At 63.4% G+C, this 12,400-nt stretch carries 12 protein-coding genes; 9 read left to right on the top strand and 3 right to left on the bottom strand.

Features of this window, described 5'->3' with window-relative positions:
- Positions 1-28: 28 nt before the first annotated feature.
- Entirely contained in the window at positions 29-1,006 is a 978-nt protein-coding gene (locus IVB22_RS38225) for an NAD(P)-dependent oxidoreductase (RefSeq protein WP_247522301.1), read from the bottom strand.
- Between the two features lie 102 nt (positions 1,007-1,108).
- Complete coding sequence (locus IVB22_RS38230; protein ID WP_247522302.1) at positions 1,109-3,151, bottom strand: adenylate/guanylate cyclase domain-containing protein; 2,043 nt, start codon at positions 3,149-3,151, stop codon at positions 1,109-1,111.
- A gap of 199 nt (positions 3,152-3,350) precedes the next feature.
- Between IVB22_RS38230 and IVB22_RS38235 the strand changes: the two genes are divergently transcribed.
- From IVB22_RS38235 to IVB22_RS38275, 9 genes are all read left to right on the top strand, one after another.
- Positions 3,351-4,082: a cytochrome c biogenesis CcdA family protein gene (locus IVB22_RS38235; protein WP_247522303.1), complete on the top strand. Its 732-nt coding sequence runs from the start codon at positions 3,351-3,353 to the stop codon at positions 4,080-4,082.
- Positions 4,083-4,189: 107 nt separating this feature from the next.
- Entirely contained in the window at positions 4,190-4,687 is a 498-nt protein-coding gene (locus IVB22_RS38240; protein ID WP_247522304.1) for a DoxX family protein, read from the top strand.
- A gap of 56 nt (positions 4,688-4,743) precedes the next feature.
- A complete protein-coding gene (locus tag IVB22_RS38245) occupies positions 4,744-6,528 on the top strand; it encodes a thioredoxin domain-containing protein (RefSeq protein WP_247522305.1) in 1,785 nt (594 codons plus the stop codon).
- A 385-nt stretch (positions 6,529-6,913) separates the two neighbouring features.
- Complete coding sequence (locus IVB22_RS38250) at positions 6,914-7,177, top strand: hypothetical protein (RefSeq protein ID WP_247522306.1); 264 nt, start codon at positions 6,914-6,916, stop codon at positions 7,175-7,177.
- A 190-nt stretch (positions 7,178-7,367) separates the two neighbouring features.
- A complete protein-coding gene (locus IVB22_RS38255) occupies positions 7,368-7,625 on the top strand; it encodes a hypothetical protein (protein WP_276576937.1) in 258 nt (85 codons plus the stop codon).
- A 109-nt stretch (positions 7,626-7,734) separates the two neighbouring features.
- Positions 7,735-8,640 carry a DUF692 domain-containing protein gene (locus IVB22_RS38260; RefSeq protein ID WP_247522307.1) on the top strand — a complete coding sequence of 302 codons (906 nt, stop codon included), beginning with the start codon at positions 7,735-7,737 and terminating at the stop codon, positions 8,638-8,640.
- The gene (locus IVB22_RS38265) at positions 8,637-9,422 is read left to right on the top strand and encodes a DNA-binding domain-containing protein (protein ID WP_247522308.1); all 786 of its coding nucleotides are present in this window, start codon (positions 8,637-8,639) and stop codon (positions 9,420-9,422) included. The genes IVB22_RS38260 and IVB22_RS38265 overlap by 4 nt, the downstream gene beginning before the upstream one ends.
- A gap of 17 nt (positions 9,423-9,439) precedes the next feature.
- Entirely contained in the window at positions 9,440-10,225 is a 786-nt protein-coding gene (locus IVB22_RS38270; protein WP_247522309.1) for a creatininase family protein, read from the top strand.
- The gene (locus IVB22_RS38275; protein WP_247522310.1) at positions 10,222-11,208 is read left to right on the top strand and encodes a hypothetical protein; all 987 of its coding nucleotides are present in this window, start codon (positions 10,222-10,224) and stop codon (positions 11,206-11,208) included. The genes IVB22_RS38270 and IVB22_RS38275 overlap by 4 nt, the downstream gene beginning before the upstream one ends.
- Before the next feature lie 62 nt (positions 11,209-11,270).
- Here the strand turns inward: IVB22_RS38275 and IVB22_RS38280 are convergent, their stop codons facing one another.
- Positions 11,271-11,969, bottom strand: coding sequence for an outer membrane protein (locus IVB22_RS38280; RefSeq protein ID WP_247522311.1), 699 nt, complete (start codon positions 11,967-11,969; stop codon positions 11,271-11,273).
- Between the last annotated feature and the right edge of the window lie 431 nt (positions 11,970-12,400).

Raw genomic sequence — 12,400 nt, forward strand, 5'->3', positions numbered from 1 at the left:
TCCGAAGGCGCGATCGCCCGCGCTTGAGTCAGATATGCCGCTTCCAATGATCGGCATTCACCGCGCCGGCTGGCACCTCGCCGGCGATGATGGCCCCGACCTGCCGCACCGTTTCGAGCGACTGGCTCTCGATCGCCGGCGGCGTCAGGCCGCCGATATGCGGCGTTGCGATGACGTTCGGCAGTTTTGCCAATTCCGGCGTCGGCATCTGGTCCAGCGCGCGGCCGACATCCATCGCGGCGCCGGCGATGCGGTTCTCGCGCAATGCCGCCGACAACGCCGCCTCGTCGACGAGATTGCCGCGCGACAGGTTGATGAAGAAGGCATGCCTCTGCATGCACGCCAACGCCGCCTGCCCGATCAGATTTTCGGTTTGCTCGTTGGCAACAGCGACACAGACGATGTAGTCGGAGCGCGCCAGCAGATCGTCGAGCGGCACATGCTGGAGACCCTGTTCGCTCACGGTCGCAAAGGGATCGGCAATGAGAACTTCCATGCCCAACACCATGGCGATCTGCGCCAGATAACGGCCGATGCTGCCGTAGCCGATGATGCCGAGGCGGCTGCCGGCCAGTTGCCGGCCCATGATGATCTCGGGCTTGCGCGCGGCGTGATAATCGGCGGTGGCCCGCGAAACGCTGCGCGACAGATCGACCATGAAGCCGAGTGCGAGCTCGGCGACCGACTGGACGAACCCCGGCCCCGCCCGCGTGACCAGCACGCCGGCCGCGGACGCGGCATCGACGTCGATGTTGCGGATATCGACCGCGCAGCGAACGAAGGCGCGCAAGTTTGGTAGCGCCGGAAATATCTCGCCCGGCCCCGCGGTGAGCCGGTCGGCCACGATGATATCGACCTCGCGCGCGGCCTCGACCAGACCGGCGGCATCGAGCGCATCGTTCGATTCATGCAGCTTGACCTGCGCGATGGCTTGCAGCCCGTTGAGGCTGCGCGCGCCGTTATACTGGGTGCGAGACTGCGGCGTATGGGTCAGCAGGATTTTCAACGCTGGCGGTCTCCCTGTCGATCGCCATGACATGTGGCGTCACGGCCGGCACATCTATGGCAAAGCTGCCGCCTCGCGCAAGGCTGCGGCGGCCGCGTCGGGCTACTTGGATCGTGCGACCGTCGTGCTGTCCCAATCTTCGCCGGCGGGATTGTCGAGCTGCTGTCGGCAGCGTTCGATCATCGCCGATGATGCTGCATCGTCATGGATTTCCAGCACACGCTCGAACGCGCCGATCGCGGCCGTGAAATCGCGCGCGCGGAAGGCGGCCAGGCCGGATTCATACGAGGCCACCCAGTCGGGGGCGCCGCCGAACTCGCCGGCCATATCAAGCAATTCATAGATCTGCAGTCCACCCGCGCGGCCGTAGACCGCCAGCCGGTCGAGTTCGCGAACGACGATGCTTTTCCCCGCCAGCCGGCGCGTTTCGGGGCCGATGATGATCGTGGAGCCATACGCCTTGTTGGTGCTCTCCAGCCGGCTCGCAATATTCACGGCATCGCCGATCACGGTGTAGTTCAGCCGCACTTCCGATCCGATATTGCCGACCAGCATGTCGCCGGAATTGATGCCGATGCGAATCTTGACGCGCTCGCCATGGTCGTCGACGAGGCCAGCCTCCTCCACCGCGCGCCGGCACGCCAGGGCCGCCCGGCAGCAATCGACGGCATGATCCGGGTTGGGCGACGGCGCGCCCCAGAACGCCATCACGGCATCGCCGATGAATTTGTCGATCGTGCCGTTCTGGTTTTGAATCTGCACCGAGACGCTGTCGAAATAGCGCGACAGCAGCGGAATGATGCGGTCGCCGAGCCGCTCCGACATCCCGGTAAAGCCGGCGAGGTCGATGAACATCACGCTCATCGGCCGCACCGCGCCGCCGAGGCGCGCCCCGTTGCCGTCGCTGATCAGCCGCTTCACGAGGTCGGCCGGAATGTATTTCCGGAAAGCGGCAAGCCCCTGCGCCATGTCGCCGATCGCGCCAGAGAGATTCCCGATCTCGGTCAGCCGCGACGGATGCCGCTGCACCTTGTCGAGGTCAAAACGCTCGACATGCCTGATCTCGTTCACCACCTTGATCAGGGGCGCGGCGATCAGGCGCTGGGCGAGCCATGCCGACAAGAGCCCCGCGAAAACGATCAGGACCGCAAGGCCGATCAGCAAATTCCGGATCGTCATCTGCACCGGTCCGAGAAATTCCGATTCCGGCACCACCGTCACCAGTGACCAGCCGGGAAACGAAATCGGCGTTATGACCGCCTGGTAAGCCTTGCCGTCCCGCGTCACCGTCGTATTGAACGGCTCCCCTTCACCGGGCTCATAGGCGCTGCCGGCGTTTCGGATCGCATCGACCGCGACCGGAAACAGCGGATGATTGGTTTTCAGCGTCACCAGCTCGCTGGCATCAGGATCGGGCGAGGCCACCACCTTGCCGTCCCGCTCAAGGATAAAGGCGCCGGCAGATTTTCCGACCGTGAGCTGCGACAGGAAATTCGAGACACGGGTCAGTTCGATGATGATGGCGACGACGCCGGCCGGCTTGCCGTCAATCGCGACCGGGGCCGAAAACGCCGCCGCCAACCGTTCGCCGCGCGGATGCGCCGTCAACGTCGACCAGTATTCATCGTTGGTCTGGTGGGCGACCCGAAACCATTCCTGCTCCGTCACGGAATAGTCGGTTTCTTCGAACCAGCTGGCCTTGAGGCGCAGATCGTTGCCGACGAATTCGTAGCGGTTAATGCGCATGTTGCGATCGGGCGTGATCTCGAGCATTTCGATCACATTGTTGCCGAGCTTGTGCCCGGCAAAGAACGATCCATCCGGCCACCCGAACGCCACCCAGGAGATGGTCGGCTGCGACAACAATTGCGACCGGAAGACGACTTCGCGTTTCCTGGCATCGCGCGGCTCGAACACCTTTTCGGCCAGCAGCGTTCGCACCGCCATCATCGACGAGCGCGCCTCCGACGTGACCGACTGCAATTCGTCGCCAACAGCTGAAACGATCTGGTCGTTGATGGTGTTGGCGAGCGTCTGGCTGACCTGATGGGCGGTGCGCCACCACAACAGATGAACGCCGACGGCGCTGACGACGATGGACGTCAGCACGAGGGCGGAAATGGCGGTGCGGATGCCGAGACGCATGCAGGGTCCTGTTTCGCGGGGCGCTTATGGGCTTTACGCGACCATAGCAGCGTCTGTTTCAGCCGCGGGGCCATTTCGGCGCCCCGGACACGGCTCTGTGACCGCAGTTGAGCCGCAATGACGACGAAACTTATCGATTGTCTGTTCCGTACAAGCCAGGACGGCGCTATGCCTTGTGGCAATTCTCGAAGGTCATGCAATGCACGATGTTTCCATCCCGGCGGCCCTGATTGCCGGTCTCGTCAGCTTCCTGTCTCCTTGCGTGCTGCCGCTGGTGCCGCCTTATCTGATCTATCTCACCGGCGCGACCATCGAGCGTGTCGCCAATGACGGACCGACGCAGGCCTCCAGGCGCGCGGTGATGGCGTCGGCGCTGATGTTCGTGCTCGGCTTTTCCACCGTCTTCGTGGCGCTTGGCGCCAGCGCCTCCCTGATCGGCGGCCTGATCCGAGCCTGGTCGGCCGAGCTCTCGATCGTCGCCGGCATCGTGATCATCATCATGGGCCTGCATTTCCTCGGCTTGACCCGGATCGGGCTGTTGATGCGCGAGGGACGGATGACGATGCCGAAGCCGGTCGGCCTTTGGGGTGCCTATGCCATGGGGCTCGCCTTTGCGTTTGGCTGGACGCCCTGCATCGGCCCCATTCTGGCGGCGATCCTGTCGATCGCAGCGGCTGAGGCTACCGTGACCAAGGGCGCGGGCTTGCTTGCGGTCTATTCCGCCGGGCTCGGAATCCCGTTCCTGCTGGCAGCCTTCATGGTCGAGCAGTTCTCCTCGCTGTTTGCGCGGATGAAGCGACACCTCGGCAAGGTCGAGCAGGCAATGGGTGTCCTGATGGTGATCACCGGCATCGGCTTCCTGACCGGCTCCGTCACCAGCATCAGCATCTGGCTGCTGGAGACTTTCCCCGCACTGCAAAATTTCGGTTAGGCCCCGTAACAAGCGGGCCGGCCATAGCGAAATTCCTGTCAGGACCAGATCGCGGCCGCGGCTTTTTGCGCGCACCACGTCGCCAAAATATTTGAAGGGGGGTTCGTATGTATTTCATCGTCCATCTGCTCATCCTGCTGCCCGCGCAAATCGCATCGTATTTTTCCTGGGTCGGGCCGCTGATCATGCGGCTGATCGTCGGTTACACCTTCATGCTGGCCGGCTGGGGCAAGTTGACCCATCTTGAGCAGGTGACCGAGAACTTTGTCGGCTGGGGCATTCCGTTCCCGAAAATCCTCACCCCCTTTGTATCCGGCGTCGAATGCTTCGGCGGCGCCATGCTTATCCTCGGCCTGTTCACGCGAATCCCAGCCGCGATGCTGGCAGTGGTCATGGTGGTCGCCATCAAGTCCGCGAAATGGGGCGACGTCGATTCGCTGGAAACGCTCCTCGGCTTCGAGGAAGCGGCCTACTTCGCCGGCTTCATGTGGCTCGCCATCGCAGGTCCCGGCGCTGCCTCGCTGGACCGGCTGCTGGCGAATGCGGCCGGCCACAGCGAGAAATCAACCCGATCTCACAATCCCGTGACAGCGCCGAAAAGCTGAGCCCGGATCTAGCCCGCCACGTAGCTGTCGAAACGCCAGCGTTTCCGGGAGCCGCCATGACACTCGTCCGCATCGTCGCCTTCGCCCTCGCCACGCTGGTTGCGTCGCCATCGTTAGCCGCGGATGGGCCGAAATGGAGTGAATGGAGCGACCATCTGTTCGCCCGCGCGCAGGCCGAGCAGCGCTTCGTTATCCTCGATCTCGAGGCGGTGTGGTGCCACTGGTGCCACGTCATGGAGAAGACGACCTACGCCAATCCCGAGGTCAAGGAATTGCTGGCCGCGAAATATCTGCCGGTGCGGGTCGATCAGGACGCCAACCCCGATCTGTCGAGCCGCTATGGCGACTGGGGCTGGCCGGCGACCATCGTGTTCGGCCCCGACGGCACCGAGATCGCCAAGATCAGGGGATATATCGAGCCGGAGCGGATGCAGGCGCTTCTCAAGGCGATCATCGACGATCCCTCACCCGGACCGTCAGTCGGCGAAGCCTTTGAGGTGAAGCCGTCGACCTCGGCCTTCCTCGACAAGGAGCAGCGCGCCGCGTTGACGAAGAATGTCGACGAATCCTACGAGGAAAAACTCGGCGGCTGGGGCGAGAACCAGAAATACATCGACGCCGACAGCATGGACCTTGCCATCACCCGCGCCGAGGCCGGCGACGCCATGGCGATCAAGCGCGCCCGGCAGACGCTGGATGCCGCGGTCGCGCTGATCGATCCGGTCTGGGGCGGCGTCTACCAATATTCCGAAGCGGGCTCCTGGACGCACGCGCATTTCGAAAAGATCATGTCGTTCCAGGCGCAATATCTCCGGCAGTACAGCCAGGCCTATGCGCTGTGGAAGGATCCGAAATATCTTGCCGCCGCACGCAACATCGAGCGCTATCTCGCGGCGTTTCTGACGAGCCCTGACGGTGCGTTCTATGTCAGCCAGGACGCCGATCTCGATCACGATACCGACGGGCACAAATATTACGCGCTGCCGGACGGCGAACGCCGCAAACTGGGCATGCCGCGCATCGACAAGAATTTATACGCGCGCGAAAACGGCTGGGCGATATCGGGACTTTCCGCGTACTACAACGTCACCAACGATTCCAAGGTGCTGGCGATCGCAGAACGCGCGGCGAAATGGGTGATCGACAACCGCGCGCTGCCGGGTGGCGGTTTCCGTCATGGCGAGAAGGATCGCGGCGGCCCATTTCTGGGCGATACGCTCTCTATGGGCCAGGCCTTCCTCGATCTCTATGCCGCCACCGGAAATCGCGACTGGCTCACCGCCGCCGCCAAGGCTGGCGATTTCGTCGCGACCTTCCGGGATGAGGCCGGCGGCTTCGTGACCTCGAAGACCGCGGAAGGCAAGACCGGCGTGCTCGCAAAGCCCGCCAAGCCGATTGACGACCAGGTGCAGGTCGCAAGGTTCATGAACCTGCTCAACCGCTACTTCGGCAACGAGGGCTATCGCGAGCAGGCCGCGCACGCGATGCGTTATCTCGCCAGCGCCTCGGCCGGCATGATGCGCCCCCTGCCCGGCGTCCTGCTCGCCGACGAAGAACTCGCGATCGAGCCCACCCACATGACAATCGTCGGACACAAGGACGACGCCCGCGCGAAAACCTTGCACACACTCGCCCGCGCGCTGCCGGCCCGCTACAAGCGCCTGGAGTGGCTGGATCTGCGCGAGGGCAAGCTGCCCAACCCCGACGTCGAATATCCTGACCTCGGCGAACCCGCGGCGTTCGCCTGCAGCAACCGCATCTGTTCTTTTCCCTCCTTCAATGCCGAGGAATTGCGGGCCACGGTTGCGCAGATGGCCAGGCTGAAACCTGTGCGCGGCTAGCGGAAGTTCACTGTGCGACGCAAACCGGCCGCATGCGCGTCCGGTCTAATCGGTTGAAGCTGCACGCTTTCCGGCTGAATTACGCTTCTGCCATCGCGTTGCCTCGCAAGGAAATACGCCGGCGGCGCCGGGGTTAAACAGCGGCGGAATGTCCAGCCGCAGAAAAAGAAAATTTTCTTTCGAAACTTTGTAACCAAATCGCCCGATGCCCCGTAGCTGGTTCTGGATGAGCACTCACATCAAGGCGACCTGACCTCCTTCGGCAAGTCATCGCGATCTGATTGGCATCCGCCCTGCCCCTGCGTCGTGGGGGTCTGCGACCGAACGGTCGACAGATCTTCACGGCGTCACGTTCTGTATTCAAACAATCATCGAGGAGATCGTCATGAAGTTGAATTCGAAATCCGGTGCGACGCTCGCCGCTGCCGCCGCCACCCTGTTCCTCGCCGGCTCTGTCGTGTCGACGGTGTCGACATCAGCGAACGCCGCCGCGGGCAAGTGCATGGCCGGCAACGCCTGCAAGGGCCAGAGCGCCTGCAAGGGCTCGGCCAATGCCTGCAAGGGCCAGAACGCCTGCAAGGGCACCGGCTTCTCGATGGCTGGCGAAAAGGAGTGCGCCGCCAAGGGTGCCAAGTTCGTCAAGGGCTGATCGGCGGATCAGGTGCGCGGAGGGCCCGGCGGTGCCGGGCCCTTGTTGTTTCGACCCGGCGGCTGAAATAAATTCGGCCCCGCGTGTAACCAATGCCAGACCCATCGCGTAACTATCTCCGGGTGCCGTTTGTCGGCTGGAACTGTCGCTTGCGGGCGATGCACCCTCACACTTCTGTTGGAGGATACAAATGAAGATGACTTCCAAGTCCGGCGCGACCCTCGCCGCCGCCGCAGCCACCCTGTTTCTGGCGGGCGCCACCATGTCGACCGTGGCCTATGCTGCCGGCGAAGGTAAGTGCGTCGGCGCCAATGCCTGCAAGGGTCAGAGCGCATGCAAGGGCGGGGCAAATGCCTGCAAGGGCCAGAACGCCTGCAAGGGCCAGGGCTTCTCGGCCATGACCAAGGAAAAGTGCGACGCCGCCAAGGGCAAGTACATGCCGTCGTAAGTCGCGGTCCGATCGAGGCCCGGTGTAGGCCGGGCCTCGTATCCATGCTGGGTTGACGGAACGGTTTAGGACACGCATTGTTTGGCGGTGCCGTCCGAGCGGAGACGAGATGAACGTCGCGAGCAGATTGCCTGAGACTTCGGCGGCCGCGCTTGCAGACCGTCCGGCGATATCGGCCAAGCCGCCCTTCCTCGGCTTCGGGCTCGGCCTGCGCCACCAGCATTACGACGAAATCCTGAGCGGCAGTCCGCCGATCGACTGGTTCGAGGTCATCAGCGAAAACTACATGCTGCCCGGCGGCCAGCCGCTGCGCACGCTCGATCGCATTTGCGAACGCTATCCCGTGGTGATGCACGGCGTGTCGATGTCGATCGCCTCCACCGCGCCGCCGAATTTCGAATATCTGCAAGCCTTGAAGGACCTCGCCAGACGCGTCGAGCCGAAATGGGTGTCGGACCATCTGTGCTGGACCGGCGTCCACGGCAAGAACCTGCATGATCTCCTGCCGATTCCTTACACCAAAGAAGCGCTCGACCATGTCGTCAGCCGGGTGCAACTGGTGCAGGATTTTCTCGGCCGCGCCATCGTGCTCGAAAATGTCTCGACCTATGTCCAGTTCAGCAATTCCGAAATGACGGAATGGGAATTCCTGTCCGAGCTGTCGCGACGCTCCGGATGCTGGCTCTTGTTCGACGTCAACAACGTCTATGTCAGCGCCTTCAATCACGGCTACGATCCCTTGACCTTCCTCAATGGAATTCCGGCGGATCGCGTGGTGCAGTTTCACATGGCCGGCCACAGCCACATGGGCACCCATATCATCGACACCCACGACCATCCGGTGTGCGAGGACGTCTGGGATCTCTATGCCGCGGCGTTAAGACGCTTCGGCCGGGTCTCGACCATGATCGAGCGCGACGACAACATTCCACCGCTCGACGAACTGCTGATAGAGGTCGCCAGGACCCGCGACATGGCCGAGAAGGTCTTGCCTGCGGGCGTGCATGCGGAATGAGTGACTTCGCGCGACAGCAGGCCGAGTTTCAGCGCGGCATCCTTGATGGCGATGATGCGGTGCTGGCTGAAATCCTCGACAGCCCACGAGAGAAGCGCGGCGTGCTGTTCGGTGTCTATCGCTATGCCTATGGTTCACGGCTGGTCGAGGCAATGCGCAACGACCACGAGGTGCTGCATCTCTATCTCGGTGACGAGATGTTCGACGAGATGGGCCACGCTTACGTCAAGGCGCGCCCATCCGCGCATCCGAACCTGCGCTGGTTCTCGCAAGGCCTGCCGGAGTTCCTGAAGTCGACCGCGCCCTACGCCGAGCATCCCGAATTGTCCGATCTCGCCGCACTCGAAAAGGCGCTCAACGACGCCTTCGATGCCGCGGAAGGCAAGGTCGACGAGCTGACCGACATGGCGGGCTTTGCGCCGGAAGCATGGTCCGGCCTCCGATTCCGGCCGCATCCCAGCGCGATCAGGCTCGACCTTGCGACCAACGCGGCTGCGATCTGGCTCGCACTCAAGAACGACGAAGCGCCGCCGGACGCGACCGGGCTGGAGCAGCCCGCGCATCTCCTGATTTGGCGCCAGGACGTCACGCCGATGTTCCGCGAACTTTCGGCGGAGGAAGCGATGATGTGGGACGAGGCCGCGAACGGCATTCCGTTCGGCGTGCTCTGCGAAATGCTGGCTACCTATGACGATCCCGACAGCGCGGCGGGCCGCGGCGCGGGTTATCTGCACGGCTGGATCACGGCAGGACTTTTGGCGGATGTTTCCGTCGGCTCATGAAGGGGAGCGCTCGGCGAATGGGAATAGACACCGATCGCCATTTCATCGAGCGCATGCATTGGGACGAAGTCGCGCGGCGCATCGGTGATGGCGCGGTGGCAATATTGCCGATCGGCGCCGCAGCCAAGCAGCACGGCTTCCACCTCCCCCTCAATACCGACCGCATTCAGGCCGAATGGCTCGCAGGCAGGATGGCGGAAAAAATCGACGCGCTGGTCTGGCCGACGCTGACCTACGGCCATTACCCTGCCTTCGTCGAATATGCCGGCAGCAGCAGTCTTTCGATTTCGACCTTCGAGGCGCTCGTGCGCGAGGTTGCGGGGCAGATTCTCGCCAGCGGATGCGCAAAGCTCCTCGTGCTCAATACCGGGATCAGCACGTTGGCGCCGGTCGACCGCGCGCTGGCGCGCCTCGCGAACGAGCGGGTCAAGCATTTGTGGATCCATGAAGGTCCGCGCTATCCCCGCGCGGCCAAGCAGCTGGCCGAGCAGAGCCATGGCAGCCATGCCGACGAACTGGAAACCTCGCTGATGCTGGCGCTGGCGCCGCATCTGGTCGACATGACGCGCGCCGAAGCCAGCCCCGAGCTGAAGGAGACACCGGGCGCATTGACGCCGTCGGATCCGAATTCCCCGAACTACAGCCGCTCCGGCAGCTATGGCGATCCGACGCGGGCGACATCGGCCAAGGGCGAAGCCTTGCTCGCCGCCATGCTGGACGACCTCCACGAACAGGCCGCCGCGTTCATCGCGCAAGGCACCGAGGAGCACCGACCGGCCGCGGTCCAAAGCGTGCTGAGATGAAAGCCGGCGGCGTCTTTCGCTGGACCGTTGCCGCCGCCGTCATCGCCGCAATGCTGACAAGCGCCATATCGTTCCGCGCCGACGCGCAATCGGAATATATGCGCGGCGACCGCATGCCCTATGATGCGTTCGACCGGCTACCGAAGACCGATCTTGAAGTGCCTGGCGGCACCATCCATGTCGCGTTCGCGCCGGGCGACATCACGCTCCCTAAGGAAAAGCTGCTCGGCTGGATCAGTATGTCGGCCCGGGCCGTCACGACCTATTATGGACGCTTTCCCGTCAAATCGCTGCGGCTGCTGTTGGTGCCCGTCGATGGCGGGCGCATCCGCGGCGGCACGACCTGGGGCTATCGCGGCGCCGCCATTCGGATTCCGCTCGGCCGCGATTCCACCGAGGATGTCTTGCAGCGCGACTGGGTGATGGTGCACGAGATGGTGCATACCGCCCTGCCCGATATGCCCGATCGCTACGCCTGGCTGTCGGAGGGGCTTGCCGTCTATGTCGAGCCGGTCGCGCGGGTGCAGGCCGGAGACCTTAACGAGCGGGAAATCTGGCAGGGGATGACGCGCGACATGCCGAAAGGATTGCCGCAGGCCGGCGATCAGGGTCTCGACAACACGCCCACCTGGGGACGGAAGTACTGGGGCGGCGCGATGTTCTGCCTGCTGGCCGACATCGAAATCCGCAAAGCGACGAATAATCGTCTGGGTTTGCAGGACGCGATGCGCGGCGTGCTCGCCGCCGGCGGCAATCATGAGCAGGACTGGCCGATCGAGCGCATTCTCTCGACCGCCGACAGGGCCGTCGGCGTCGACGTACTGACCCGGCTCCACAACGAGATGGGGCCGAAGCCGATGACGCCAGACCTTGCCGCGCTATGGCACGACCTCGGATTGAAGCGGATTGGCGAAGATCTTGAGTTCGACGACGCCGCGCCGCTCGCGGCGATCCGCAAGGCGATCACCGCGCCGCGTGGATAAAAGGCCTATGGAGAACTCGAAGATCCGGCAGCCAGTCGCTGCCGGACCCTTTGCGCCAGAGGTCAGAACCGATAGCTGGCGCCGACGCGCACGAGGTGCATCTCTTTGCGGAATTCTGTTCGCGTGCGGTCCTTGCCTGACAGCGTGACGCTGCCATAGTCGGCATAGAGATATTCGCCGCGCCCGACAAAATGCTTCGTGAAAGCATACTCGAAGCCGCCGCCCACGATCAACCCGGCCTTGACCTGCTCGTCCCAGATCATCTCTTGCACGGTGTCGCACCCCTTCTGCACCGTATAGCGGTAGCCGTTGCCGATGCTGGCTACGCCGACACCGACGGCGCCGTACGCCAGCAGGCGGTCGAACGCGTAGCCGGCGCGCAGGCGAGCCCCACCGAACGCGCCGAAGCTCGACAGCAAGGCGCTGTCACCAAAGATCAGTTCGTCCCGCGACGAAGAGGACTTGCCCCACTCGAACTCGCCGCCGATCACAAAGCGGTTGGCGAACTGATGGTTGTAGCCGCCATAGACGCCGACCGCGAAGCCGCCCGCCTGCCCCTCTGCATGGCGACAAGCGCCGTTTCGGCAGTAATCGGCAGCCCACGCCGCATACGCCCCGCCGCCGTAAACGCCCGCATAAAATCCGGTCCAGTTGTAATGAGGCGAAGGCAGGTCCGGAATACGAAGATCGGCAGCCTTAGCTGCCGATCCTGCCAGTAAAAAGCCACAAGCCGCAACAATCCCCCAGGAAACAAAACGCATCAACGCACCTCATCACGCACGACACACGCAACACATGTTGCGGAACCAAGCTGGAGAGGGAACTTCGGGCGCGACGATGTTTAAGTCGGGCGGCGCTGTGTTGAAACGAGGCTATGTTTGGAACCAAACTGCGACGGCCGCCACAATGTACAACCTGTGGGCGAAGAAGGTCGCTGCAAGCCCCTGGCCGCCACCTGCGGTTTCAACACGAAGGTGGCGGAGTGCGGCTCATCTGGGCCGTGTACTCATAATCCCGTTGGCGTAACGCGACGAAGGCTCCGCCTTGCGCCGGTAGCGACCAGGCTAGCGCAGCGGCGCAATATGCCGCGAAGGGCCCAGTAACCGAAGTGGGCCGTTGCAAGGCGCACTATTTTCGGCGGCAGTGCACGTTGACTGGATGAGCCTTCGCCACTGCAGGCGGTCGGTGACTG

This window comes from Bradyrhizobium sp. 190, assembly GCF_023073415.1.
Taxonomy (GTDB): domain Bacteria; phylum Pseudomonadota; class Alphaproteobacteria; order Rhizobiales; family Xanthobacteraceae; genus Bradyrhizobium.